The following is a 26,104-nucleotide window of genomic DNA, read 5'->3' as shown; positions in this document are numbered from 1 at the left end:
ACGGTCAGTCAAGAGCAGCCTGGTCACGGTTTCTTGCAGCCACCGTGGTGACGTCAGCGGCGGCGCACCCCAGGCGACACGGCCAGGCGGCCCGCCGCCCAGAACAACGCCAGCGTGACGAGCGCCAGGACGGCCACGAGTGTGGCGCCGCCGACGACCTTCTCGTAGTCGCGCTGGTAGAGCCCGTCGACGATGTACCGGCCGAGGCCGCCGAGGCTGACGTACGCGGCGATGGTGGCGGTCGACACGATCTGGATGGCCGCCGAGCGCAGGCCGCTGAGGATCAGCGGCAGGGCGACGGGCAGTTCGACCTGGAAGAGGATCCGCGACTCCCGCATGCCCATGCCCCGGGCGGCGTCGACCGGGGCGGGGTCGACGGAGCGGACCGCCTCGTAGGTGGTCACCAGGATCGGCGGGACGGCGAGGATGACCAGCGGGATCATCACGGGCAGCAGGCCGAATCCCATGAGGATGACGATGAGCACCAGCAAGCCGAAACTGGGCAGCGCGCGGGCCGCGGTGGCGACGAAGGCGAGCGCGTTGCCGCCGCGTCCGGTGTGCCCGGTCAGCAGGCCGACGGGCAGGCCGATCGCTGCGGCCAGGGCCAGCGCCAGCAGCGAGAACTGGACGTGTTCCAGCAGGCGTTGCGGGATGCCGTCGTAGCCGTGCCAGTGGGCGCTGTCGCTGAAGAAGGCGTTGACGAAGTTCAGTACGTTCACCGGATCACGTCCTCGGGCACGGGCCGTTGCCGCGTGGCCGTCTTCGGGCGCCTGCGGGTGCCGTTCGGCATCCAGGGGGTCAGCGCGACGCGCAGCAGCACCAGCAGGGCGTCGCACACGATGGCCAGGGCGGCCGTGGTGAGCACGGAGTTCAGGGCCAGTTCGGGGCGGTCGTACTTCTGCGCGGCGGCGAGCAGGTTGCCGAGCGCGCCCTGGTTGCCGATCAGGGCGCCGACACTGACCAGCGAGATGCTGGAGGCGGTGGCGACCCGCAGCCCGGCCATGATGGCGGGCACGGCGATCGGCAACTGCACCTGGAGGTAACGGCGAACGGGCCCGAAGCCCATGGCGGTGGCGGCGGCCAGGGTCTCCTGCGGCACCGAGCGCACCCCGTCGACGATGGCCGGGACGAGCACCACGAGGCTGTACACGGCCAGCGGGATCATCACGGTCAGCTCGGTCTGGCCGGTGTAGTCGATGAGGACGACGAAGAAGGCCAGCGACGGGATGGCGTAGAGGACGGTGGTGGCGCCGAGCAGGGGCGGGTACAGCCAGCGGAACCGGACGCACAGCTGGGCGAGCGGCAGCGCGAGCAGCAGCCCGGCCAGGACGGGCAGCAGCGCCTCGCGCAGATGCAGTCCGATCAGGCCGAGCCAGCTGTGCTGGAGGTCGCTCGGGATGTCGAAGGAACCGTCGAGGAAGCCGTTCACGACGAGACCCTGGCCTCGTCGGCGTGGTCGGCGGCGTGGGCGCTGCGGATCGCCTCCCCGATGGTCTGCTGCGAGACCACTCCGGTCACCCGCCCGTCGGCGTCCACCGCGACGGCCCAGCCGGTCGGGGAGAGCACGGCGCAGTCGAGGGCGGCCCGCAGCGAGTCGGTGCCCGGCACGAACGGCCGCCCGTGGGGCAGGAGTTCGGCGGGCCGGATGGCACCGGCCGTCAGGTCGCGGGGCGCGCCCCAGCCGAGCGGGCGGCCGTCCGCGTCGGTCACCAGGAGGTGGTCCGCGCCGGGGGCGGCGATCTGCTCGGCGGTCGCGTCGAGCGGGATCACCGGGCCGGTCGTCAACTCCAGCCGCGCGGACGGGAAGAACGACAGCCGCCGGATGCCGCGGTCGGCGCCGAGGAAGTCCTCGACGAAGGCGTCGGCGGGGCTGGACAGCAGCTCGGCGGGCGGCGCGTACTGGGCGAGGTGCCCGCCGGTGCGCATCACGGCGACCATGGTGCCGAGCTTGATCGCCTCGTCGATGTCGTGGGTGACGAAGACGATGGTCTTGCCCAGCTCGTCCTGGATGCGCAGCAGTTCGTCCTGGAGGCCCTTGCGGACCACCGGGTCGACGGCGGAGAACGGCTCGTCCATGAGGAGCACCGGCGGGTCGGCGGCGAGCGCCCGGGCCACGCCGACGCGCTGCTGCTGGCCGCCGGAGAGCTGGTACGGGTACCGCTTGGCGAGCGCGGCGTCCAGGCCCACCCGCTCCATCAGCTCGGCCGCCCGGGCGCGGGCCTTCTGCTTGCCCCAGCCGAGCATGCGGGGCACGGTGGCGATGTTGTCGACGATGGTGCGGTGCTGGAAGAGGCCGGCGTTCTGGATGATGTAACCCATGGAGCGGCGCAGGGTGGTGACGGGCTGTCGCTGGATGTCCGCGCCGTCGAGGAGAATCGTTCCCTCGGTGGGTTCGACCATCCGGTTGATCATGCGCAGGGTGGTCGTCTTGCCGCAGCCCGACGGTCCGACGAGGACGGTGATCGAGCGGTCGGGTATCTCCAGCGAGAGCCGGTCGACCGCCACCGTGCCGTCCGGGTACCGCTTGGTGACTGATTCCATCCGTATCAAGACGCCGGAGCCCTTCGGGTTGGCGGAGACTTTTGGCCATGGTCGTACGGGCTGTCGCCGGTCGAGTCTAGAGGGCCGCCGTCACCGGTCCGCAGGGCCCACACCGTTCCGGGGCAGGCACACGGTGAACACGGTCGAGCCCGGCTCGCTGTTCAGGTCGATCCGGCCGCCGTGGGCCCGGACCAGCGACTGGGCGACCGCGAGGCCCAGGCCGCTGCCGCCGCGGTCGCGGCTGCGGGCCTTGTCGACGCGGTAGAAGCGGTCGAAGACGCGGTCCCGGTCGTCGGCCGGGATGCCCGGCCCGGTGTCGGTGACCCGCACCTCGGCCGTGCCGGGCGTGACGCACACCTCGACGGACACCTTCGTACCCGCGGGGGTGTGCACGGCGGCGTTGGTCAGGAGGTTGTCGACGACCTGGCGGATCCGCAGCGGGTCCATGCGCAGCCGTACGGGAGGGCCCGTCCGCACGGTCAGCGGATGGTCGGGGCGGCCGGCGCGGAAGGCGTCGGCGGCCTGGCCCACCAGGTCCGTCAGGTCGGCGTCCTCCAGCCGCAGCGGCGTCTCCACCTCGGCCGCGTCGAGCCGGGCGAGCAGCAGCAGGTCGTCGAGGAGGACGCCCATCCGGGCCGCCTCGGCGCGCAGCCGGGCCAGGTGCCGTTCGCGTTCCTCGGGGGCGTTGGCGGCGGCGTACTGGAAGAGGTCGGCGTAGCCGCGCACCGACATCAGCGGGGTGCGCAGTTCGTGCGAGGCGTCGGCGACGAACCGGCGCAGCCGCTGTTCGGCCTGCGCGCGCACGGCGAGGGAGTCGTCGATGTGCTCCAGCATGGTGTTGAAGGCGGTCCGCAGCTCGTCCACCTCCGGCCCGCCGTCCCGGCCGTCGGCGCGCAGCGGGAGCCGGGCCGCCGACTCGGTCAGGTCGTGCGAGGCGATGCCGTGCGCGGTGCTCGCCATGTCGCTCAGCGGTTTCAGGCCGCGGCGCAGCATCCGGCGGCCGAAGACGACCAGGGCGAGCAGCGCCAGGGCGAAGGTGACGACCTGGATGGTGATCAGCTGCCCGACCGTGTCCTCGATGTCCTCCATGGGCGCGGCGCTGACCAGGACCACCCCGGGCTCGACCTCGCAGGCGCGCAGCCGGTAGGTGCCCGCGCCCTTGAGGTGCTCGGTGCGCAGCAGCTCCCTGTGCGCGGCGGTCTGGGCCGAGGCGAGGGCCGTGAAGTCGTCGACGTCCTTGGGCAGGTCGACCGGATCCTCGGGCCTGCGCAGCTCGGGCCTGCCGTCCGACACGTCGTACACGGCGTAGAACCAGCTGTAGTACTTCTTGCCCGAGAGGGTGCCGTAGTCCGCGATGCTCTTGGACTGGGCGATCTGGGCCTGCGCCAGCTGCGTGTCGAGCTGGGCCGACAGGTAGTCGCGCATGTAGGTGGTCAGGGCCGTGCCGACCACGGCGAACACCACCAGCGACAGGGCGCCGAGGCCCAGGGCCAGCCGGGTGCCCAGGCGCATCCTGCGGTAGGCCCGCCGCAGCCGGGCGATCACTCGGAGACCTGTCGCAGCACGTACCCGAAGCCGCGCACGGTGTGGATCAGCGGGGCGGCGCCGTCGTCGGTCTCGTCGAGCTTGCGGCGCAGCCGGCTGACGACCAGCTCGACGACGTTGGAGCGGCCGCCGAAGCCGTACTCCCACACGTGGTCGAGGATCTGCGCCTTGGTGAGCACGGTGGGCGACTTGCGCATCAGGTAGCGCAGCACCTCGTACTCGGTGGGGGTCAGCGAGAGCAGCTTCTCGCCGCGCCGCACCTCGCGGGTGTCCTCGTCCATCGTGAGGTCGCCGATCTGCAGCACGGACCGCTGGAAGGACGGGCCGGCGCTGCGCCGCAGCACGGTCCGCAGCCGGGCCATCAGCTCCTCCACGGCGAACGGCTTGACCAGGTAGTCGTCGCCGCCCCGGGTGAGACCGGCGACCCGGTCGGCGACACCGTCGCGGGCGGTGAGGAACACCACCGGCACCATCGTGCCGGAGGCGCGCAGCCGGTCCAGGACGCCGAAGCCGTCCACGCCGGGCAGCATCAGGTCGAGCACCACGATGTCCGGGTGGAACTCGGCGGCCCGCTTCAGCGCGTCCTCGCCGGTGTACGCGGTGACCGCCTCCCAGCCCTCGTAGCGGGCGACGGTCGCGACGAGGTCGGCGATGGGCGGGTCGTCGTCGACGACGAGCAGTCGTACTTTCTCCACCCGCTCATAGTGCTTCACCTGTGCGGCCTCCCCCTAGCCGTCCGCCCTCTCGCTGCGGGATCGATAAACACTTGAAAGTTGAGCGACAGTATTCCGACAGCTCCCCGAGGCCAAGCTCGGTATCCCAGGATCCGATCAAGGAGCTGCCGACCGTGACGACCCTCCGACAACCTCCCACGGCGACCCGCCCGGGCGTGCGGCCCAGAGTGGTGGGCCGCACCGGCCTGTACGCGGTGCTGCTCGCCAACGCGGTCGTGGTGACCGTCTTCTTCGTCCAGGCCGGTTTCGCCTCGAACGCGCTGATCGTGCTGGGCCGGCTGACCGGGCTGTTCGGTGCGCTGCTCATGGCGTTCCAGCTGCTGCTGGTGGCGCGGCTGCCCTGGTTCGACCGGCGGATCGGCATGGACCGGCTGACGTCCTGGCACCGCTGGACGGGCTTCTCGGTGCTGTGGCTGCTGCTGGCGCATGCCGTGTTCATCGTGTTCGGCTACGCGCAGGCCTCGTCCCTGGACCCGGTGAACCAGCTGGTGGACCTCGCCGAGACGGTCGAGGGCGTGCTGCGGGCCATCGTCGCGCTGGCGGTCATCATCGTGGTCGGCGCGGTGTCGGCCCGCTACGCCCGGCGCCGGCTGGCCTACGAGACCTGGCACTTCATCCACCTGTACACCTATGTGGCGGTGGTGCTGGCGTTCACGCACCAGGTCGCGGCGGGCACGACGTTCACCTCGTCGGCGGTGGCGGAGGCGTACTGGTACGGCGTGTGGGGCGTGGCCCTCGCCTCGGTGTTCACGGGCCGGCTGGTGCTGCCGCTGTGGCGGAACCTGCGCCACCGGCTGCGCGTGACGGCCGTCGTCCCCGAGAACGACGACGTCGTGTCGGTCTACATCACGGGCCGCGATCTGGACCGGCTGCCCGCCCGGGCCGGCCAGTTCTTCCTGTGGCGGTTCCTGACGAAGGACCGCTGGTGGCAGGCGAACCCGTTCTCCCTGTCCGCCGCCCCCGACGGCCGTACGCTGCGGCTGACCGCCAAGCGGGCGGGCGACGGCAGCGCGGCCCTGCGGCACCTGAAGGTGGGCACGCGCGTGTTCGCCGAGGGCCCCTACGGCGCCTTCACCACCCTGCACCGCACCCGCCCGGACGCCCTGCTCATCGCCGGCGGCGTCGGTGTCACCCCGATCCGGGCCCTGCTGGAGGAGCTGCACGGCCACGCGGTCGTGATCTACCGGGTGGCCACGGACCGGGACGCGGTCCTCTACGACGAGCTGCGCGATCTCGCCGTCGCCAAGGGCGCCGAACTGCACCTGGTCACGGGCCCGCCCGTGCCGGACCGGCTGGCGCCGGACGAGCTGGCGCGGCTGGTGCCGGACATCGCCGGGCGGGACGTCTACCTGTGCGGTCCGCCGCCGATGATGAACGCGGTGCTCGGCAGCCTGCGCGAGCTGGGCGTGCCCGGGCCGCAGATCCACTTCGAACGCTTCAGCCTGGCCGGATGACGAGGAGACTGTCGTGAAGCGAGCCATACCCGTCCTCGTCCTCAGCGTCGCCGGCCTGGTCCCGGTCTGGCGCTACGCGCCCTCCCCCGACACCGGGTCGTCGTCGACCGCCACGGAGGCCGCGGCGCCCGCGTCGACGCCCTCGGTCTCGTCGTCCACGGGGTCAGGCGGCACGACGTCCACAGTCGTGTCGGGGTCCACGGTCGACACGGAGAAGGGGCCGGTACAGGTCGAGGTCACCTTCGAGGGCGACCGGATCGCCTCGGTGCGGATGCTGCGGCAGCCGAACCATCCGCAGACCACGGCCGCCGTGCCCAAGCTGATCGAGGAGACCCTGCAGGCGCAGAGCGCGGACATCGACACGGTGTCCGGCGCCACGATCACCAGCGACGGCTACAGGGAGTCGCTCCAGGCCGCCCTCGACGCGAAGGGCTGACGGATGCGGCGCGTCGAGCACGTCATGGGGTTCCCGGTGTCGGTGCGCATCGACGACGAGGGCTTCCCCGAGGCACCGGTGGACGACCTGTTCGCGTGGCTGCGGGAGGTCGACGCGCGGTTCAGCCCGTTCCGGCCGGACAGCGAGGTGTCCCGGCTGGACCGCGGGGAGGTGGCGGCCCCGAGCCCGGAACTCCGGGAGGTCCTGGACCTGTGCGAGGAGTACCGGATCGCGAGCGGGGGCGCGTTCGACGTGCGGCTGCCCGGCCGGTGCCTGGACCCGTGCGCCGTGGTGAAGGGCTGGTCGGTGCAGCGGGGCGCGGAGCTGCTGTCGGCTGCCGGGGCACGGCGATTCTGCCTCAACGCGGGCGGGGATGTGGTCGCCGCCGGCGGCCCCTGGCGCGTCGGCGTCCGCCACCCCGAGCACGCGGACCGGCTGTGCACGGTCCTGGACCTCACGGACCGGGCCGTCGCCACGTCCGCCCGCTACGAACGCGGCGACCACATCATCGACGCCCGCACGGGCCGCCCGGCGACCGGCCTCCTCAGCATGACCGTCGTGGCCCCGACCCTGACCGAGGCGGACTCGGTCGCCACGGCGGCGTTCGCCCTCGGCACGGAGGGCGTGCGGTGGGCGGCGTCCCGGGAGCACTGCGAGGTGTTCGCGGTGGACGCGGAGCGGCGGGTCCTGCGGAGCGCGGGGTTTCCGGTGGCGGGGGTGGAGGCGGCGTAGGCCGTGCGGGGGGTGGTGAGGTGGTGGCGCCGGGCGGAGGGCATGTCGGCGGCGGCGTGACGGTGGCGGGGCGTGAGGCGGGGCGCATGTCGGGGGTGGTGTGGCGTAGGGCGGAGGCGCATGTCGGCGGCTGCATGACGGTAGCGGGGCGGGAGGCGGGGCGCATGTCGGCAGCGGCGTGATGGTGGCGGGGTGTGGCGGTCGGTCGATTCGGCCGTGTCGCTCTCCCGCCCCTGTCGCTTTTTCTGGCGGACACCGGGCCGTCACACCGGGCGGGCACGTTTCCGGCGTCCCCTCGCCTCGCCCTGCATCCGTCCGCCCTGTCCCCGGGCGCGACGCGGAAGGACGACGTACGCCGTGTCCCAGCTCCAGCTCGAAACACTCCCCGCACCGCTCCCCACCGCCCCCTGCCCCGCCGCTCCGCGCCGCTCCCCCGCCGTCGCCCGCCTGGCCCGGCCGGCCCTGGTCCTGCTCCCGCTGCTGCTGATCGGCGTGTGGGCCCTGGTCGACCGGCGGGCCGCGTACGACGGGGCCGCGCGACTGGCCTCCGCCGACCCCTGGTGGCTGCTCGCCGCCTTCCTCTGCACCTGCCTGACCTGGGTGGCCGCCGCCTGCGTCCGGCAGGGCGCCCTGCCGGAGCGGCTGCCACCGGGCCTGCTGGTGGCCTCGCAGTTCGCCGCCGGTGCCGCGAACCAGGTGCTGCCGGCGGGCCTCGGCGCGCACGCCGTGACGCTGCGCTTCCTGCAGCGCCGCGGCATCGCCCTCCCCCGGGCCACCGCGTCGATCGCCCTGTACTCCCTGGTCAAGCCGGTCGCCAGGACGCTCGTGCTGCTGGTGTTCCTGGTGGCGTTCCCGGACGTCCTGCGGCTCGGCGCGCTCGTCCCCGACGACCGCACGCTGCTCCTGGCGGCGGGCGGTGCCGTGCTCGCGCTCGCCGCGGGCGCCGTGCTCCTGGTGACCGCGCGGGCACTGCGCCGCCCCGTCCTCGGTTTTGTGCGCACCGCCCTGACCGACGCCCGCGAGCTGCACACCCGCCCCGGCCGCGTGCTCGCCCTGTGGGGCGGTGCGGCCGCCACCCCGCTGCTCCAGGGCAGTGTGATCGCCACGGTCGGGTTCTCGCTCGGACTGCCGCTGTCCTGGACGCAGGTGATCCTCGCGCTGCTGGTGGCCGGCACCGCGGTCGGGGCCGTGCCCGCGCCGGGCGGCATCGGCCCCGTGGACGCGGCGCTGGTCTTCGCCATGGCCGCGTTCGGGGCGCCCGTGGGCACGGCCACGGCCACCGTCATCGGCTACCGCGTCCTGACCGTGTGGCTGCCTCTGCTGCCGGGCGCCCTCGTACTGTCGGCCCTCCTGCACCGCAAGGTGCTCTGAGTCAGCCCTCGGGCAGCGACTCCAGGAAGTCCGCCGGAGGCACGAAGAACAGGCTGCCGGTGACGGCCCGCGAGTAGTCCAGCAGCGGATCGGGCCCCGAGCCCGGTCCGCCCAGGAACATCTTGCGCAGCATCGTCTCGGGTATCCCGGGCGTGCGCGCGTAGGCCACGAAGTACGTGCCGAACTCCCCGTGCCCGGGCCTGCCGAACGGCATCGCCGAGCGCAGTATCTTCTGCTCGGAGCCGTCCGGGCCGAGGACGGTGTTGACGTCCTTGTGGGAGCCGGGCGCGTCCAGTTCGAGGTTGGTGAGCTTGGTGCGGCCTATCACCTTCTCCTGCGCCTCGACGGCGAGGGCCTCCCAGGAGTCCACGTCGTGCAGGTACTTCTGCACGATCGCGTAACTGCCGCCGCGGAAGCCGGGGTCCTCCTCGCCGACCAGGGCCGCGTCCGCCGCGGCCGGGCCGACGGGGTTCTCCGTGCCGTCGACGAAGCCGAGGAGGTTGCGCGAGTCGAAGTAGGAGAACGCCTGCGTCTCGTCCCGCACGGTGACCGCGCCGCGCAGCCGCCGCACGAGCTCTGCGGCGAGGGCGAAGCACAGGTCGGTGCGGGCGGCCTTGAGGTGGAAGAACAGGTCGCCCGGCGTGGACGGGGCGTGGTGCCGGGGCCCCGCCAGTTCCCGGAAGGGGTGCAGCTCGGCGGGCCGCGGCCCGCCGAACACCCGGCCCCACGCCCGGGACCCGACCCCGGCGACGCAGCCGAGGCCGCCGTCGGGGCTGGGGAAGCCGACGGACCGCACGAGCCCCGCGAGGGAGCCCAGCACCTCACGTACGGCGGCCTCCCCGCCCGGGTCGATCGTGGCGACGAGGAACACCGCGACCGACGCCGGCGGGTTCAGCACCGGCTGCGGCAACGTCTCTCCCGAGGGCAGCGGTGACGTCATGGTTCCCATCCCTTCGCCAGGCCTCCACGGCCCGCCCGCTCCCCCTCCGGGACGGCACGGCCCGCGCCCCTGACACGATGCCCAGCGAACGGGCGGCCGGAACTCGCCGGGCGGAACGGATGGTTGTCAGCCGGTCTCCTCCAGGAGCACCTTGACGTCCCAGGGTCCGAGCGGCACCGCGTCGGCGTACACGGTCTCCGACAGCACGTCCCGCAGGGCCGAGGGCACCGGCACGGACACCTCCTGCCACGACCAGTTGTGCAGGAAGCGCACGCGGCGGCCGTCGCGGGCGGTCGCCGAGGCGGCCGTGACGCTCGGGTGCGCCGGGCGCCAGGCGCCGTCGGGCGCGTACCGGTCGAACAGGGCCCGGGCGAGGACCGGGTCGGGCACGGTGCCCACGTAGGTGACACGCCCGGCACCGTGGCGGTGGGTGGTGACGGCGGGCCAGCGGCCGAAGTGCGGGTGCACGTACGCCGCCAGCGTCTCGGCGCCCTGCGGCCGCAGCCCGTCCGCCCAGTGCAGGGCGTGCGCGTCGGCCGGCAGGGGGAGGGACTCGGTGCCGGTGACGGGCAGCGGGTCGCGCAGGTTGCTGAACTCGTCGTACGTCACCCCGGCCGCCTCGGCGAGCCGCCCCGGCTGCAGGTCGGTGCGGGCCCGGGCCTCGGTGTCGCCGTAGCCGGTGCGGGGGCCGAGGACGAGGTGGCCGCCGGCCTCGGCGTAGGCGCTCAGCCGGTCGAGGACGGCGTCGTCGGCGGCGTAGTAGGCGGGGACGACCAGGAGAGGCGGCAGGTCGGCGTCCGGGAGTTGCCCGGGGTGCAGTACGCGGGTCTGGAGCCCCGCCTCGAAGGCACCCCGGTAGAAGGCGTCGAAGATCCGCTCGTACGACCGCCCGTCCGGGTTCCCGTCGGCGTCGGCCAGCGGCGGCTGCCCCTGGAGCGCCCACTTGCTGGGGCCGTCGTAGAGGAAGGCGACGTCGGCGTCCGGGGTGAGGGCCGACACGAGGTCCCCGGCCTTCTCCAACTCGGCGCCCAGGGCCGCCAGTTCGCGGTAGACGCGGCCGGGGCGCCCGTGGTGCGGGAGGATGCCGCCCCAGTAGGTCTCGGCGCCGAAGTGCAGGGTGTGCCAGTGCCAGTACTCGATCATCGACGCGCCGCGGGAGATCAGCGCCCAGGCGGCCTGGCGCCACTGGCCGTCGTAGGCGGGGCGGTTGTCCCAGGGCCCGCCGATGGCCTGCGCGTTGGTCTCCGTCACCAGGAAGGGCTCCTGGCGGGAGGAGTACATGCGGTCGGCGCTGCGGTACAGCGCCCAGGTGCCGTTCGTCGTCCAGTTCTGGCCGTCGCCGCCGGTGTCCGGGAGGGCGAGGGCGTCCTGCATCGTGTAGTACGGGTTGCCCGCGGTGACGTCGAGGCGGTCGGTGAGCCGGTCGTCCTCGACGCCCTGGCGGTCGTAGGAGATGCAGGTGGTGACGAACTGGCCGGGGCGGGCGTACTCGCGCACGATGTCCGCCTGCCAGGAGATGAACTCGGTGACGAGCCGGGCCTGGAAGCGCCGCCACGCCAGGTCGTACTGCGGCTGGGCGTTGCCGTCGGGGGTCCACAGATCGGCCCAGGTGGACAGCCGGTGCGACCAGTAGACCAGGCCCCACTCGCGGTTGAGGGTCTCCACGTCGCCGTACCGGGCGCGCAGTTCGTCGGTGAAGCGCTGGAAGACGCCGTGGTTGTGCAGCAGATGCAGGCCGGGCTCGTTGTCGACCTGGTAGCCGATGACCGCGGGGTGGTCGGCGTACCGTTCGGTGATCCTGCGGATGATCCGCTCGGCGTGGAAGCGGAACGCCGGATGGGTGAGGTCGACCTCCTGGCGGGCGCCCCAGCCGAGCCGCTCGCCGGTGCGGGTCTCCCCCGTGATCTCCGGGTACTGGCGGGCCAGCCACGGCGGCACCGCGTAGGTCGGCGTGCCGAGGATGACGGAGATGCCGCGCTCGTGGGCGCCGTCCAGGACCGGCTGGAGCCAGTCGAGGTCGAAGCGGCCGTTCTCGGGCTCCCAGGTGGACCACACGGACTCGCCGACGCGGATCACCGTGAAGCGGGCCTCGGCCATCAGGTCGAGGTCGTCCTTGAGGCGGTCGTACGGCTGGTACTCGTGGTAGTACGCGGCACCGAACAGGACGCGTCGGGGCAGCTCGAACATGCTTCTCCTAGAGGGGAATCGAGAGGGACGTCAGCCCTTGACCGCGCCCGTGGACAGGCCTTCGAGGAGCTGTTTGCGCAGCAGCACGAAGAGGGCGACGGCGGGCAGGACGGCGAGGACGGCTCCGGCGAGCACGAGGTCGTACTGCCGCTGCTCCGACACGAACAGCGTCTGCAGGCCCAGCGGCAGGGTGTACTGGGAGCTGTCGGAGACCAGCACCAGCGGCCACAGGAAGCTGTTGTAGCTCTGCAGGAACTGCCAGACGGCCAGGGCGCCCAGCGAGGGCCGCAGCAGGGGCAGCACGATGGTCCGGAAGATGCCGAACTCGCTCGCCCCGTCGATCCGGGCGGCCTCCAGCACCGAGTCCGGGACGGACTGCACGATGTACTGCTGCATCATGAAGATCCCGAAGGCGGGCGCCACCCAGGGCACGATCAGCGCGAACCAGGGGCTGCCGAGGCCGGTCTTGACGAGGATCACGAACAGCGGCACGAGGATCACCGCGAACGGGATCGACAGCGAGCTGAACATGACGTCGAACAGCAGCCGCTTCCCGGCGAAGCGGAACTTGGCGAAGCCGTAGCCGGCGAGGGCGCACACGAAGACGGACACGGTGGTGGCGACGACGGCGACCACCGTGCTCATCAGGAACCAGCGGCCGAAGGGCTGCTCGGTGAGCAGGGTGCGGTAGTTGTCCAGCGTGAAGGGGTCCGGGACGAGTTCCGGCGGGTAGCCGAAGATGTCGCCGCGCGGTTTGAACGAGCCGCTGAGCGCCCACGCCAGCGGGCCGAGGAAGCCCACGAACAGCAGGACCAGGAAGACGTAGAGGGGCAGCCGGGCGCGTGTCACGATGCGGCCCTCCCGATGCCGAGGAGCCGGTTGACGAGCCGGCTGAGGCCGAAGACGAGGACGAAGAGGACGACGGCGGCGGCCGCCGCGTAGCCGAACTGCTGGCGCTGGAAGGCGGCCCGGTAGATGAACATGGTCACCGAGAGGGTCGACTCGGCCGGTCCGCCGCCGGTCAGCAGGTAGGGCTCCTCGAAGATCTGGGCCGCGCAGATGAAGGACGTGACGACGACGAACGCCGTCACGGGCTTCAGCGCCGGCAGGGTGACGGTGGTGAAGGTGCGCAGCCGTCCGGCCCCGTCGAGGGCGGCGGCCTCGTACAGCTCCCGGGGCACGTTCTGCAGCCCGGCGAGGAAGAAGACGGTGAGGTAGCCGGTCCAGCGCCACAGCATGACCAGGGCAATGCTGATCCTGGCCAGGTTCGGGTCGCCCAGCCAGTCGACGCCGCCGGTGCCGAACAGGGAGCGCAGCACCGCGTTGGCCAGTCCGAACTGCCGGTCGAAGATCAGGCCGAAGATCAGGGCGACCAGGATCGGGGAGACCACGATCGGCACGAAGTAGGCGGTGCGCCACAGGTCGCGCACGCGCAGGCCGCGGGTGTTGAGGGCCTGGGCGATCAGCAGCGCGAGCGGGACGACGAGGAAGACCGCGACCAGCACGAAGACGGCGGTGTTGCCGAGGGCCCGGTGGAAGCTTATGTCGGTGGCGAGGAGGCGGTAGTTGCGCAGCCCCACCCAGTGCGGTGTGCCGAGCCCGACCCACTCGGTGAGGCTCAGCCACAGCGAGACGCCGATCGGGACCAGCATGAACAGGGCGTAGAGGAGATAGAAGGGCGAGACGAAGAGGTAGGGCGCCCAGGCCCGGCGGGGGCGGTGTGCCTCCCGGCCCGGGGCGCTGTGCGCACGGGTGGCGCCGGGCGGCCCGGCGACGGTGGTGGTCATGTGGGGTCCTCCTGATCCGGACTACCGCCCGGCCTGGTCACGGAAATCGGCCGCCGTCCGCCGCAGCGCCTGACGGGGCGACAGATCCCCCTTGTAGGCCCGCAGCAGGTTCCCCCCGAGCACGTCGTAGAGGATCGACTGGTCGGGGCTCTGGTGGAACGGCGGCACGTCCGGGAGCAGGGAGCGGTAGAGGCGGAAGAGCCGCTGGCCGCCGCAGAAGTCGTCCGTGTAGGCGCCCAGGCGGGGGTCGTCGAACACCGAGCGGCGGGTGGGCAGATAGCCGGTCTCGGTGAAGCGGCGGACCTGGCCGTCGTGGGTGAGCCACGTCCGGAAGAGGAACTCCCTGGCCGCGCGGGTGTTGGCCTTGTCCTTGACGACGCCGAAGCCGGTGCCGCCCAGCGCCGCGGTCACACCGCCGCCGTTGCCGAAGCGGGGCAGGGCGCGGACCCGCCAACGGCCCTTCTGCTCGGGCACGTTGGTGACCAGGCCGTAGTTCTTGTACCAGATGGCCATGGGCAGGCCGATGACCCGGCCCCGCTTCAGCGCGGTCTGCATGCCGGCGCCGTAGTAGTCGGAGACCTCGACGGCGAAGCCGCTGCGCAGCCCGTCGCAGAGGAACCGCAGCACCTCCTCGGCCTCGGGCGAGTCCAGGAGCAGGTTCCCGGCGGCGTCGAAGAAGGTGCCGCCGCGCTGGTAGAGCAGCATCTGGAAGGACTGCACGACCTGGGCCGGGTCGCTGCCCACCGTGGAGACCACGCACATCGAGGCCCCGTGGTCCCCATACGCCCGGGCGCCGGCCTCGGCGAACTCCTCCCAGGTGGCCGCGTCTTCGGGTAGGCCGTACTTCTCGAAGAGGTCGTGGCGGTAGAAGTAGACGACCATCGGGGTGTCCGAGTCGAAGGCGTAGACCCTGCCGTCCTTGCTGAAGGGGGCGGTCCGGGCGGGCAGCAGGTCGTCCTTGAGGCCGGGCACGGCCTCGATGTCGGGGGTGAAGTCGTACAGCAGCCGCTCGGCGATGTCGCCGCGCAGCATGCGGGGGAAGCTGCCGATCTCGAAGCCGACGAGGTCGGGGGTGCCGCGCCCGGCGACGGCCTGGGCGAGCAGCTTGGTGACGATGTCCGGGGCGCCGGCGCGGGTGACCTTCAGGTGGTAGCGGAAGTCGGTGGCGCGGTCGGCCTCCGGGACGCCCTCGGCGAAGAACGCCTCGTAGCCGGGGTCGTGGGTCCACAGGGAGAGGGTGACGTCGCCGGAGGTGCGGGGGGTGGTGCTGCCCCCGCCGCAGGCGGCGAGTGCGGCGGTGGTTCCGAGGCCGAGGGTTCCGCGCAGCAGGGCGCGGCGGGTCGGCGGGGACGGGGGCGGTGGGGGCGGTGGGGTGTACACACGTGGCTCCTCACGTGGTGCGGCTCGGGCCGGTGGCGCCCGGCGGGCGGGCGGCGCGTGCGTCGGCGGTCCCGGACGGCGCACGCGGGCAGGGCGGATCCGGCCGGCGGCGGGGTGCCGTGGCGGCCGTGACGCCGACGGTCGACGGGGTGGGGGGCGGTCGGGTCGGGGGCGGGCGGAAAGAGGTAGGGGGCCGGGGCGGGGGTGGGGCGCGGAAGCGGTCAGGGGGCCGGGGCGGGTCGGCGCGCGGGGCCGGGGTCGCGTACCGGCCCGGTCGAGGCCCGTACGGTCAGTTCGACCGCCCGGTCGGCCGGTGCGGCCGGTGCGGGGCGGCCCTCGATCTGGGCGATCAGTACGTCGACGGCGCGGTCGGCGACGGCGGCGAAGTTCTGCCGGACGGTGGTCAGCGGCGGGGAGAGGTAGGCGGCGGCGGGGATGTCGTCGTAGCCGACGACACTCACGTCACCGGGGACGGCGCGCCCGGCGTCGGCGAACGCGCGCAGGGCGCCGATGGCCATGTCGTCGTTGGCGGCGAAGACGGCCGTGACGTCGGAGAGCCGGGCCAGCTGGCGCCCCGCGGCGTATCCGGAGGCCGGGCTCCAGTCGCCGGGTGACGGCAGGGGCGGTTCGGGCGCGCCGGCGGCGGCGAGGGCCTCGCGCCAGCCGCGCAGGCGGTCGCGGGCTGCCCACCAGTCCTGCGGCCCGGGGAGGTGCCAGACGGTGCGGTGGCCCAGGGAGAGCAGGTGCTCGGTGGCGAGCCGGGCGGCCGTGACGCCGTCGGCGCCGACCACGGCACTCGTGCCCAGGGTCAGCTCCACGCCCTCTCCGAGGCTGACCACCGGCACGTCCGCGCTCAGTCTGAGCGGCGTGCCGTCGTCGATGGGTTCGGACAGCACGATCCCGTCCACGCCCTGTTCCAGCAGCGCGTCCACGGCCGCCGAGACGCGCTGGCCCTCCAGGGTGCTGGCCAGGGCGACGGAGTACCCGGCGCGCTGCATGGCCCGCTCCAGGGCGATGAGCAGGGTCGACGGGCCGTAGAGCGAACTGCCCAGCGAGACCACGCCGATCCGGCGGTAGCGGCCGAGGAGCAGGGCGCGGGCCGCGGTGTTGGGACGGTAGTCCAGCTCGCGGATGGCCCTGAGGACGCGGTCGCGGACCTCGGGGCTGACGTGCGGCTCGCCGTTGACGACGCGGGACACGGTCTTCTGCGACACCCCGGCGGCCCGGGCGACCTCGGTCATGCCGGGTCCGCGGCGGCGGCGCCCGCCGACGGGCGGGGTGCCGTCGGCTCCGCTCGTGGTCATGGGCGCTCCCAGGGAGGTCGGCGGGTCCGTCGATGTCGCTGTCCGACTACGTAGTCAGGCTTAGCACGCCGAAGGTGCGGCCTCTGATGACTACGTAGTCAAGCCAGTCTGTGAGCCGGTGCGGGCCGCGTCAAGAGGCGCGGCGCGGACGATCCTCCGAACAGGCGCCATTGATTGATGCATTCAGCATCTCTAGCATCACTCGGTGGCTCCATTCACCTCTTCCCCCACGGGCCGGTGACGCCGGCCCCCGGAAGGAGCATCCGTGTTCCCAGCCACTCGTTTCAGACGGCTCGCCGCCGCGCCGCTGCTGGCCCTGGGCCTCACGCTCACGCCGGTGCCGCCCGCGGCCGCCGCACCGAACGTGCCCCCGAAGGGCCATCCGCCCCAGGTGTGGCCGCGACCGAAGACCATGCACACGGGTCCCGGCCGGTTCACGGTCCCCGACCGGGTCGTGGCGGTCGTCGGGCGGGGCACCGACCCGTCGGCACGGCGGGTCGTCGAGACCGTCCTGCGCGACGCCGGAGCCCGGCGGATCGAGACGGTCACCCGCCCGCCCGCACGGGCCGCCTTCACCGTCTTCCTCGGCGGACCGGAGGAGAACGCCGCGACGGCCCCGGCCCTGAGACGCCTGAAGGCCCCCTCCCCGGCGGGACTGCCCTCCGGCGGTTACGTCCTCGCCTCGGGCCGCAGGGACGGCCGCACCCTCCTCGCCCTGTCCGGCGCCGACCCCACCGGCACCTTCTACGCCGCCCAGACCCTGCGCCAACTGGTCACCCGGACCCTGCCCGAGGCGACCGTCCGGGACTGGCCCACGGCGGCGCTGCGCGGTGTGATCGAGGGTTTCTACGGCACCCCCTGGTCGCACGCCGAGCGGCTCGACCAGCTCGACTTCTACGGCCGCACCAAGCAGAACGTGTACGTCTACTCCCCCAAGGACGACCCGTACCTGCGCGCCCGCTGGCGCGATCCCTACCCGGCCGCCGAACTGCGGCGGCTGAAGGAACTGGTCGACCGGGCCGCCGCCGACCACGTCCGCTTCACCTACGCCCTCTCGCCCGGCCTCTCGGTCTGCTACTCCTCGGACGCCGACCTCCAGGCCCTCGTCCGCAAGCTGGACTCGCTGTACGCCATCGGCGTGCGCTCCTTCGCGATCCCGCTGGACGACATCAGCTACACCAAGTGGAACTGCCCGGCCGACGAGCGGGAGTTCGGCACGGGAGGCGGCGCCGCCGGAGCGGCCCAGGCCCATCTGCTCAACCGGGCGTGGCGGGACTTCTCCGCCGGTCACCCGGGTCTGGAGCCGCTGGAGATGGTCCCCACCGAGTACTCCGACCTCGCCGACTCCCCCTACAAGAATGCGCTGCGGGAGCGGCTCGACCCGTCCGTGGTCGTGGAGTGGACCGGCGTCGGCGTCATCGCCCCGGCCATCACCGCCGAGCAGGTCGCCAAGGCCCGCGAGGTCTACGGCCATCCGATCCTGATCTGGGACAACTACCCGGTGAACGACTACGTCACCAGCCGCCTGCTCCTCGGCCCCTACACCGGCCGCGAGCCCGGCGTGGCGAAGGCGGCGACCGGCGTGACCGCCAACCCGATGGTGCAGGGCGAGGCGAGCCGGATCGCCCTGTTCACCTCCGCCGCCTATCTGTGGAACCCGGACGACTACGACCCGCGGGCCGCCTTCCTCGCCTCCGTGCGGGACCTCGCCGGGCCGGACGCCGCCCCGTGGCTGCGGATCTTCGCCGAGAACAACCACTCGTCCCAGCTCGACCCGACCGAGTCCCCCACGCTGAGCGCGCTCATCGCCGCGTTCCGCAGGGCCTACGACGACGACTCCGGCCTCGACCGCGCCGCCGCCGCGCTGCGCTCGTACTTCGCCGCCATGGCGGACACGCCCGCCGAACTCCGAGCGCGCCTGGACAACCCGGGGTTCCTCAGGGAGACCTCGCCCTGGCTGGACAAGCTGGGCCGCTACGGCACCGCCGGGCAGACGGCCGTGGATCTGCTGCTCGCCGCCAAGCGGGGCGACGGCGACGCGGTCACCGCGTCCTGGAACCGGCTCAGGGCCCAGCGCAAGGAGCTGGACGCGATACCCCAGCAGGTGGCCCCGGGCGTGATGGACCAGTTCCTCTACTCGGCGGAGACCGAGAACGCGCCCGACCCGGGCGTGGACGCCGCGTTCTCGCCCGGATCGGTCACCCTGAAGCCGGGCGGTTCCGCGCGGGTGACCCTCTCCTTCTCCGACGACGCCGACACCGCCGCCCGGACGGTCGCGTGGAGGCTGAACGTCCCCGACGGCGTCACCGTCTCGCCCGCCGAGGGCACCGTGACCGTCCCGGCCGGGGGCAGCGCGTCCGCGACGGTGACCGTGACCGCCGCGGCCGGCGCGTCCGCCGGTGTGCGCTCCGTCGTGGTGTCGGGCGACGGGCTCGTCGGCCGGGCGCTGCCCGTACAGGTCACCGACGGCACCGGCACCCCAAGGGCGCTGACGGCCGACTTCAGCGGCGCGTCCGTCAGTTCGATCGACCTGGCCTCGAAGAAGACCACGGACATCCCCGTGGGCGCCAACCCCGGCGAGGTGGTCACGAGTGCCGACGGGCGCACCGCGTACGTGGCCGCCCAGGGCTCGAACACGGTCAGCGTGATCGACGTGGCGCAGGGGAAGGTCACCGCCACGGTCCCGGTCGGCAAGGTCCCCGCCGGGCTCGCGCTCACCCCCGACGGCGCCACCCTCTGGGTCGCCAACTACGGGGACGGCACGGTCCAGCCCGTCGACACGGCCTCCCTCACCCCGGGCACGCCCGTCCGGGTCGGCAACGGGCCCGAGAACATGGCGATCACCCCGGACGGCCGCACCCTCTACGTGCCCAACATCAAGGACGACACCGTCACGCCGGTCGACCTGACCACCCGGAAGGCCGGGGCCGCCGTCCCGGTGGGCCCGAGCCCCTTCAACGTCGTGGCCGCGCCGGACGGGAAGAGGGTGTACGTGTCCAACTCCGGTGGCTCGACGGTCACTCCGATCGACACGGCCACGCAGGACACCGAGCCGACGCTCCTGGTCTCCGGCCAGGCCTACGGTCTCGCCCTGTCGCCGGACGGCCGGACCCTGTGGGTCAGCCCGAGCACCGGCGACACCGTCACCCCCGTCGACACCGTCACCGGCGTGACGGGCAAGAGGGTGACGGTCGGCAGGTCGGCCTTCGACGTCGCCCTGGACTGGAACGGCGCCACGGCGTACGTCACCACGGCCGACGCGGGCGAACTCGTCCCGGTCGACACGGGCACCGGTGCCGTCCGGACACCGCTGGCGACCGGCGCCTATCCGCTGGCCGTGGCGCTGACGCCGGTACCGGTGGGGTGACGCGGAACGGCCGGGGCCCGGTGGTGGGCCCCGGCCGTCCGGTCCGGGTGGGCGCGGATCAGCTCGCCGTGCGGCGGATCCGGCCCGCGTACTTCTTCTCCAGCTCCAGGTTGCCCTCGAAACCGCCGGGCACGTTGGCCGAGACGTAGACCGGGGGGCGCTCGCCGGCGGCGAGGAGACGGCCGGCCGCCTCGGCGACGGTCATCTGGACCAGCATCACGCCGGTGAGCGTGGACAGGGCGCAGACCGAGCCGCCGCCGGGCAGTTCGAGCAGGGAGTCGCCGCGCGGGGCCGCGTTGTCGAGGACGACGTCGGCGATGTCGGCCAGCTTCCGGCCGCTGGGATGGGCTGCGGGGACGGCCCGGGTGTGGGTGAGGGAGGTGAGGGCCAGGACCCGGTGGCCGCGTTCCTTGGCGTGCAGGGCCATCTCGACGATGACACTGTTGACGCCGGAGTTGGAGATGACGACGAACAGGTCCTGGGGGTGCGGGGCGGCGAGCTCGTAGATCCGCGCGGCCACCCCGGCCCGGCGTTCGAGGAGCGGGTCGTCCAGGGTGGAGGGGTCCTCGCCGCCGTAGAGGACGAGGTCGGCGATGCTCAGCCGGTTGGTGGGGACCAGTCCGCCGGCGCGGCCCGCGAGTTCGAGGACGAGGGCCTGCGAGTGGCCGGTGCCGAAGGCCTGGACGACACCGTCGGAGCGCACGCACGCGGCGACCAGCTCCGCGGCGGCGGCCACGTCATCGTGGGAGGACTCGATGACCTTCCGGAGGACGGCGAGGCTCTCCCCCGCGAACCCCTGGGCGCTCACAGACTCGACGGACACGCGACACTCCCCACTGCGATCCTGATGGATGCGTCCTGATGGATTGAACCACCCTATACTTCTCCATCGATGAATCAATAAATCACAGAGTCAGGCCGGTGGGCAATCGGGTCCTGGTATTCAATCCGCGCCACAATAGGTGGCTGGTACCTTCTCCCCATGCCTCCCACGGACGTCACCACACTGATCCGCACCGAGCTGCCCCGACTGGCGGGGTCCCTGCGGAAGGTCGGCGAGCTGATCCTGGAGGATCCGGCCGCCGTCACCCACTGCTCGGCCGCCGAGCTGGGCCGCCGCACCGGCACCTCCCAGGCGACGGTGACCCGTTTCTGCCGCGCCATCGGGCTCGACTCCTACCAGCACCTGCTGATCGAACTGGCCCAGGAGCGCGGCCGCGGCGAGGCCTCCGACTGGGGCACCGCCGAGATCGGCCCGGACATCTCGCCCGACGACAGCCTGGAACGCGTCGTGCAGGTCGTCGGCACCGCGGACCTGCGGGCGGTGCAGCAGACCATCGACCGGATCGACCTCGACGCCGTCGAGCGCGCGGCGCAGGCGACCGCCCGGGCCCGCCGGATCGACGTCTACGGCGTCGGCGGCAGCGGGGCCGTGGCACAGGAGACCGAGACCCGGCTGTTCCGGATCGGCTGCGCGGTGCGCGGCTGGACCGAGGTGCACGCCGCGACGACCTCCGCCGCCCTGCTCACCCCGGCCGACGTGGCGATCGGCATCTCCCACTCGGGGGTGACGCGCGAGACCATCGAGCCGTTCGAACTGGCCAAGGAGCGCGGGGCCACCACCGTCGCGATCACGGCCGACCCGCGCTCGCCGCTGGCCCGGGCCGCCGACGTCCGGCTCGTCTCCTCGTCCTCCGAGACCAGCTTCCGCACCGGCAGCATCGGCGCCCGGCACAGCGTGCTGGTGCTCATCGACTGCCTGTACGTCCGGGTCGCCCAGCTCTCCTACCAGCGGGCGAGCGCCTCGCTGGCGCTGACCGACCACATCGCCGGGCAGCATGCGGTGAGGTCCCGGCGGGGCAGGTGAGCCCGGCCGGGTGTGCATGGATGAACCACCAAGTTGACGCGAAGGTGGTTGTTTGAATCACTGCTGCCGTGCAGGATGGGGCTCCCCCAGAGCACTCGTAGGAGCCCCATGCGCGTCACCTCTGTCGAGTCGACCGAGCTCTTCACCGGGACCACCGAGCAGCCGCGCCAGGTGGTCGCCGTCGAGCTGAGCCACACCCCGGGCCGGACCGTCCGGCTCACCGTCGAGGGCCCGGGCCTCACCGGCACCGCCGAGACCTCGGTGGACGAGGACGGCACGGCACGCGCCGAGATACCCGTGACCGGCGAGGACCTGGCCCCCGGCGACCGCCGCGAGATCACGGTCACCGCCTCCGACGGGGCCGAGTCCGCCTCCCGCACGGGCCTGTTCACCGCGGCCGAACCCGGCTGGACCATGTTCATGGTCAGCCACTTCCACTACGACCCCGTCTGGTGGAACACCCAGGGCGCCTACACCGAGACCTGGGACGTCGCCGACGACCCCGCCTCCACCGGCCTGCCCGCCCGCACCTTCGACTCGCGCGGTCAGTCCGGCATGAGCCTCGTGCGGGCCCACTGCGACCTGGCCCGCCGGGACCCGGCCTACACCTTCGTGCTCGCCGAGGTCGACTACCTCAAGCCCTACTGGGACGCCTTCCCGGAGGAGCGCGCCTTCCTGCGGCAGCTGATCCGCACCGGCCGCGTGGAGATCATGGGCGGCACCTACAACGAGCCCAACACCAACCTCACCGGCGCCGAGGCGACCATCCGCAACGCCCTGTACGGCGACGGCTTCCAGCGCGGCGTCATCGGCGCGTCCCCGGAGACGGCCTGGCAGCTGGACGCCTTCGGGCACGACCCGCAGTTCCCGGGGCTGATGGCGGACGCGGGCGTGAGCTCCAGCTCGTGGGCGCGCGGGCCGTTCCACCAATGGGGGCCGACGCTGTCGGTCTTCGGCGAGGAGCCGCGCGATCCGAACCGGATGCAGTTCCCGGCCGAGTTCGACTGGATCGCCCCCTCCGGCCGCGGCCTGCTCACCGCGTACATGGTGAACCACTACGGCGCCGGCTGGGCGATCGACAACGCCCCCACCCTGCCCCAGGCGGAGGCCGCCGCGTACCGGCTCTTCCAGCGGCTCAAGCAGGTCGCCCTCACCCGCAACGTGCTCCTCCCCGTCGGCGGTGACTACGCGCCGCCGTGCCGCTGGGTGATGGACATCCACCGCGACTGGAACGCCCGCTACGTCTGGCCGCGGTTCGTCAGCGCGATCCCCCGGGACTTCTTCGCCGCCGTCCGCGCGGAACTGGCGGCCGAGGGCCGCAAGGCGTCGCCCCAGACCCGCGACATGAACCCGGTCTACACGGGCAAGGACGTCTCCTACATCGACACCAAGCAGGCCCAGCGCTTCGGCGAGACCCTCCTCGCCGACGCCGAGGCCTGGGCGACGCTCGCCTCCCTCGTGACCGGCCACCCCTATCCGGACGCGGCCCTCGACAAGGCCTGGCGGCAACTCGTCTACGGTGCCCACCACGACGCCATCACCGGCTCCGAGTCGGACCAGGTGTACATCGACCTGATGACCGGCTGGCGGGAGCTGCACGATCTGGCCGTGAGCGTGCACGCCGACGCCACCCAGGCCCTGGCCGACCAGGTCGCCCCGGGCGACGGACCCGACCTGGTGGTGTTCAACCCGGCGACCTGGCCGCGGCAGGACGTGCTGACGATCGACGACCCGGGGCTCGTGCCGGACGGGCTGCCCGCGGTCCGGGAGGACGGCCGGCTCCACGTCGTCGTCCCGGAGTCGCCCGGCATGGGCCTCAAGGCGTTCCCGCTCACCGAGGGCACCGCCCCCGGCTGGGCACCCGGCGAGGGCCTCACCATCCGCAACGAGTTCTACGAGGTGACGGTCGACCCGGAGCGCGGCGGCGGCGTCGCGAGTCTGCGCGCGCTCACCGAGGGCGGCCGGGAGCTGCTCCGGGACGGGGACATCGGCAACGAGATCGTCGTCCAGGAGGAGTACCCGAGGCACCCGCGCTTCGGGGAGGGGCCCTGGCACCTCACCCCGACCGGCACGACCGCCGCCCGCAGCCGGGACGTGACGGCCGAGGTGCGCACCGAGCACTGCGCCGCCGGCTCCCGGCTCACGGTCACCGCCGACCTCGGCCTGTTCCGCTACACCCAGCGGCTGACGCTGTGGCGGGGCGTGGACCGGCTCGACGTCACCACGACCGTCGACGGGTACGACGGCGCCGACCGGCTGATCCGGGTGCGCTGGCCGTCGGACGTGCGGGGCGGGCTGCCGGTGCACGAGGTGGCGGACGCGGTGATCGGCCGCGGGTTCGGGTTCGTGGAGGTGGACAGCGAGCGGTTCCCATGGACGCTGGACAACCCGGCGAACACCTGGTTCGGCCTCGGCTCCACCGCCCGCGTCGCCGTCCACGACGACTCCGGCACGCTCCTCGGGCACCGCGCGATCGGCGTCGCCGAACTCGTCTACTCCGACTGGGACAGCGCGGGCGACCTCGGGGCGCCGCTGGCGGCGGCCCTGGTCCGCGCCGGGGTCACGGCGACCTCCACCGTCGCCGGAGGCCCCCGCTACGGCGACCTGGAGGTCGACTCCAACCTGCCCGACATCCGCATCGCCGTCGGCGGCCCCGACCGCAACGCCGTGGTCGCCGAGGCGCTCGGCTGGGACCCGGCGGCCGGCCGGGAACTGCGGCGCCAGCTCGCCGAGCGGGGCGTGGCGGCCGTCTGGGTCGCGCCGCGCGCCTGCCTGCGCGAGGAGTGGGTGCCCGGGGCCGACCTGCGCGACCTGGAACGGCTGCCGCTGCTGGTGGTGGCGGGCGCCCGCCCCGAGGACGACGCCAAGGCGGTCGACGCGGTCGTCGCCGACCTGGACGACTTCACGGTGACGGCCACGGCCGCCGGCGGCGGCGAGGCACTGCCGCCCGGCGACGCCTGGGACGGCCGGAGCTTCGCGATCCTCAACCGCGGCACGCCCGGCTGCGTGGTCACCGCCTCCGGCGACCTCTACATGTCCCTGATGCGCTCCTGCACCGGCTGGCCGTCCGGCATCTGGATCGACCCGCCGCGCCGGACCGCCCCGGACGGCTCGGGCTTCCAGCTCCAGCGCTGGTCCCACACCTTCGAGTACGCCGTCGTCGCGGGCACCGGAGACTGGCGGGCGCTCCGCCTGCCCCGGGCCGGGCACGCCTACAACCACCCGCTCACGGCCCGGGTCCGCCGGTCCGGTGGCGGCTCCCTCCCGCGCGAGACGGCCCTGCTGCGGCTGGAGGCCGCCGGCGAGGTGCTCCTCGACGCGCTCAAGCCGGCCGGCTCCCCGCTGGGCCGCGGCAGCGAGGCACGCGTGGATCCGGGGCAGGGCGTGGTGGTCCGTCTGCACGAGGCCGACGGCCGGCCCGCGCAGGTCCGGGTGGCCGGACCTGCGGCCTGGACGGCCGGCGCCCGCGCCGACGTCCTGGAGACGCCCGGGGAGCCCCTGGCCCCGGACGGGGACGGTGGCCTCGAGGTCGACCTGACCGGCTTCGAGGTCACCACCGTCCTCGCCACACCGGCCCACGCCCCGGACAGGGCGGCCGGCCCCGGCATCGACGCCCACGAGCCCGCCCAGCCGGTCGCCACCCGCTACTGGCTCCACAACTCCGGCCCCGCCCCGCGCGGCAACATGCCGGTCGCCGTGTACCTCTCCCCCACCACCCTCACCGCCGACGGCCCGGTCACCGCGACGGTCCGGGTCAGCTCCGAGCTGACCGACGCCCCCACGTCAGGCACGGTCACCTTCGAGACACCCCCCGGCTGGACCACCGAACCCGCCGAACTCCCCTACGCCCTCGGCCCCGGCGGCTTCACCCTCACGGACATCACGGTGACACCGCCACCGGACCCGGCGCCCGGCCGCCACCGCCTCGCGGCACGCCTGTCGTACGGCGGCCAGACGTACGAGGACGTGGTGGCCCTGGACGTACCGGGCGGACCCACGGGCCCGAGCCTGGTGGCAGATCTGGGAGTCGACCGGGTGTCCGTACGCCGGGGCGACCGGGCCCGGATCCCCGTCACTCTCCGGAACCCCACCCACGGCCCCGTCAACGGCACCCTGTGGGCCGTCTCCTCGTGGGGCACCTGGCCCGGAGTCACCCCCGGCTGCCAGGGCTTCACGGTCCCCGGCGGAGAGCAACGGGAGTCCACGATCGAGGTGGACGGCGACGCGATCCCCCCTGGTTCGTACTGGCTGATGGCGAAGGTGGCCTGGCACGGCTGCGTGGCCTACACGAAGGCGGTGGAGCTGGAGGTGACGCCATGACGCAGGACTACGCGGCAAGAGTCCGAGGCGAACCGATCCCACAACAGCACGTGGAAAGGTTCCTCGACTGCCACGCCCTCACGGGCGCGGGGAACCGCGCGACCGGCCACGACGCGGCCGCATCCGCAAGACGACGCCG

The 26,104-nt window shown here is 73.2% G+C and carries 19 protein-coding genes; 7 read left to right on the top strand and 12 right to left on the bottom strand.

From position 1 onward, the window contains the following. Positions 1 to 53: 53 nt before the first annotated feature. The 5 genes from ABZ948_RS30060 to ABZ948_RS30040 all read right to left on the bottom strand — a co-directional run bounded on the left by ABZ948_RS30060 (position 54) and on the right by ABZ948_RS30040 (position 4,781). Positions 54 to 719 carry an ABC transporter permease gene (locus ABZ948_RS30060; RefSeq protein ID WP_359764757.1) on the bottom strand — a complete coding sequence of 222 codons (666 nt, stop codon included), beginning with the start codon at positions 717 to 719 and terminating at the stop codon, positions 54 to 56. Further along, a complete protein-coding gene (locus ABZ948_RS30055; RefSeq protein WP_359764755.1) occupies positions 716 to 1,429 on the bottom strand; it encodes an ABC transporter permease in 714 nt (237 codons plus the stop codon). The genes ABZ948_RS30060 and ABZ948_RS30055 overlap by 4 nt, the downstream gene beginning before the upstream one ends. Next, positions 1,426 to 2,550, bottom strand: coding sequence for an ABC transporter ATP-binding protein (locus ABZ948_RS30050; RefSeq protein WP_359764753.1), 1,125 nt, complete (start codon positions 2,548 to 2,550; stop codon positions 1,426 to 1,428). Before ABZ948_RS30050 ends, ABZ948_RS30055 begins: the two co-directional genes overlap by 4 nt. 81 nt (positions 2,551 to 2,631) lie before the next feature. After that, positions 2,632 to 4,086, bottom strand: a complete 1,455-nt coding sequence (locus ABZ948_RS30045; RefSeq protein WP_359764751.1) for a sensor histidine kinase — start codon at positions 4,084 to 4,086, stop codon at positions 2,632 to 2,634. After that, entirely contained in the window at positions 4,083 to 4,781 is a 699-nt protein-coding gene (locus tag ABZ948_RS30040; RefSeq protein WP_359764775.1) for a response regulator transcription factor, read from the bottom strand. Before ABZ948_RS30040 ends, ABZ948_RS30045 begins: the two co-directional genes overlap by 4 nt. Positions 4,782 to 4,933: 152 nt before the next feature. Between ABZ948_RS30040 and ABZ948_RS30035 the strand changes: the two genes are divergently transcribed. The 4 genes from ABZ948_RS30035 (at position 4,934) to ABZ948_RS30020 (ending at position 8,813) form a co-directional block, all read left to right on the top strand. Next, positions 4,934 to 6,274, top strand: coding sequence for a ferredoxin reductase family protein (locus ABZ948_RS30035; protein WP_359764749.1), 1,341 nt, complete (start codon positions 4,934 to 4,936; stop codon positions 6,272 to 6,274). A gap of 13 nt (positions 6,275 to 6,287) precedes the next feature. After that, a complete protein-coding gene (locus ABZ948_RS30030; RefSeq protein WP_359764747.1) occupies positions 6,288 to 6,710 on the top strand; it encodes an FMN-binding protein in 423 nt (140 codons plus the stop codon). Positions 6,711 to 6,713: 3 nt separating this feature from the next. Beyond that, entirely contained in the window at positions 6,714 to 7,442 is a 729-nt protein-coding gene (locus ABZ948_RS30025) for an FAD:protein FMN transferase (RefSeq protein WP_359764745.1), read from the top strand. Between the two features lie 357 nt (positions 7,443 to 7,799). After that, the gene (locus ABZ948_RS30020; protein ID WP_359764742.1) at positions 7,800 to 8,813 is read left to right on the top strand and encodes a lysylphosphatidylglycerol synthase transmembrane domain-containing protein; all 1,014 of its coding nucleotides are present in this window, start codon (positions 7,800 to 7,802) and stop codon (positions 8,811 to 8,813) included. Between the two features lies 1 nt (position 8,814). On the opposite strand, the gene ABZ948_RS30015 is transcribed toward ABZ948_RS30020, so the two are convergent. From ABZ948_RS30015 to ABZ948_RS29990, 6 genes are all read right to left on the bottom strand, one after another. Further along, entirely contained in the window at positions 8,815 to 9,753 is a 939-nt protein-coding gene (locus tag ABZ948_RS30015; RefSeq protein WP_359764740.1) for a Dyp-type peroxidase, read from the bottom strand. Positions 9,754 to 9,879: 126 nt separating this feature from the next. After that, positions 9,880 to 11,940 (bottom strand): beta-galactosidase, encoded by a 2,061-nt coding sequence (locus tag ABZ948_RS30010; protein ID WP_359764738.1) that lies wholly within the window; start codon positions 11,938 to 11,940, stop codon positions 9,880 to 9,882. Positions 11,941 to 11,970: 30 nt separating this feature from the next. Next, a complete protein-coding gene (locus ABZ948_RS30005; RefSeq protein WP_359764736.1) occupies positions 11,971 to 12,789 on the bottom strand; it encodes a carbohydrate ABC transporter permease in 819 nt (272 codons plus the stop codon). Further along, complete coding sequence (locus ABZ948_RS30000) at positions 12,786 to 13,727, bottom strand: carbohydrate ABC transporter permease (RefSeq protein WP_359764734.1); 942 nt, start codon at positions 13,725 to 13,727, stop codon at positions 12,786 to 12,788. Before ABZ948_RS30000 ends, ABZ948_RS30005 begins: the two co-directional genes overlap by 4 nt. A 21-nt stretch (positions 13,728 to 13,748) precedes the next feature. Further along, entirely contained in the window at positions 13,749 to 15,107 is a 1,359-nt protein-coding gene (locus ABZ948_RS29995; RefSeq protein WP_359764732.1) for an ABC transporter substrate-binding protein, read from the bottom strand. Between the two features lie 221 nt (positions 15,108 to 15,328). Beyond that, positions 15,329 to 16,348, bottom strand: coding sequence for a LacI family DNA-binding transcriptional regulator (locus ABZ948_RS29990; RefSeq protein ID WP_435857649.1), 1,020 nt, complete (start codon positions 16,346 to 16,348; stop codon positions 15,329 to 15,331). 328 nt (positions 16,349 to 16,676) lie between these two features. Here ABZ948_RS29990 and ABZ948_RS29985 point away from each other — a divergent pair, with 328 nt between their 5' ends. Continuing rightward, positions 16,677 to 19,778 carry a beta-N-acetylglucosaminidase domain-containing protein gene (locus ABZ948_RS29985; protein WP_359764728.1) on the top strand — a complete coding sequence of 1,034 codons (3,102 nt, stop codon included), beginning with the start codon at positions 16,677 to 16,679 and terminating at the stop codon, positions 19,776 to 19,778. A gap of 58 nt (positions 19,779 to 19,836) precedes the next feature. Here the strand turns inward: ABZ948_RS29985 and ABZ948_RS29980 are convergent, their stop codons facing one another. Beyond that, positions 19,837 to 20,601: a sugar isomerase domain-containing protein gene (locus ABZ948_RS29980; protein WP_359764726.1), complete on the bottom strand. Its 765-nt coding sequence runs from the start codon at positions 20,599 to 20,601 to the stop codon at positions 19,837 to 19,839. A 159-nt stretch (positions 20,602 to 20,760) separates the two neighbouring features. On the opposite strand from ABZ948_RS29980, the gene ABZ948_RS29975 reads away from it, so the two are divergent. After that, positions 20,761 to 21,645: a MurR/RpiR family transcriptional regulator gene (locus ABZ948_RS29975; RefSeq protein ID WP_351334658.1), complete on the top strand. Its 885-nt coding sequence runs from the start codon at positions 20,761 to 20,763 to the stop codon at positions 21,643 to 21,645. Between the two features lie 108 nt (positions 21,646 to 21,753). Next, positions 21,754 to 25,965, top strand: coding sequence for a glycoside hydrolase family 38 N-terminal domain-containing protein (locus ABZ948_RS29970; RefSeq protein WP_359764724.1), 4,212 nt, complete (start codon positions 21,754 to 21,756; stop codon positions 25,963 to 25,965). Positions 25,966 to 26,104: the final 139 nt, after the last annotated feature.

Origin of the sequence: Streptomyces olindensis, assembly GCF_040645895.1 — a bacterium.
Classification (GTDB): domain Bacteria; phylum Actinomycetota; class Actinomycetes; order Streptomycetales; family Streptomycetaceae; genus Streptomyces; species Streptomyces olindensis.
This window is presented reverse-complemented; position numbering and strand designations above follow the sequence as displayed.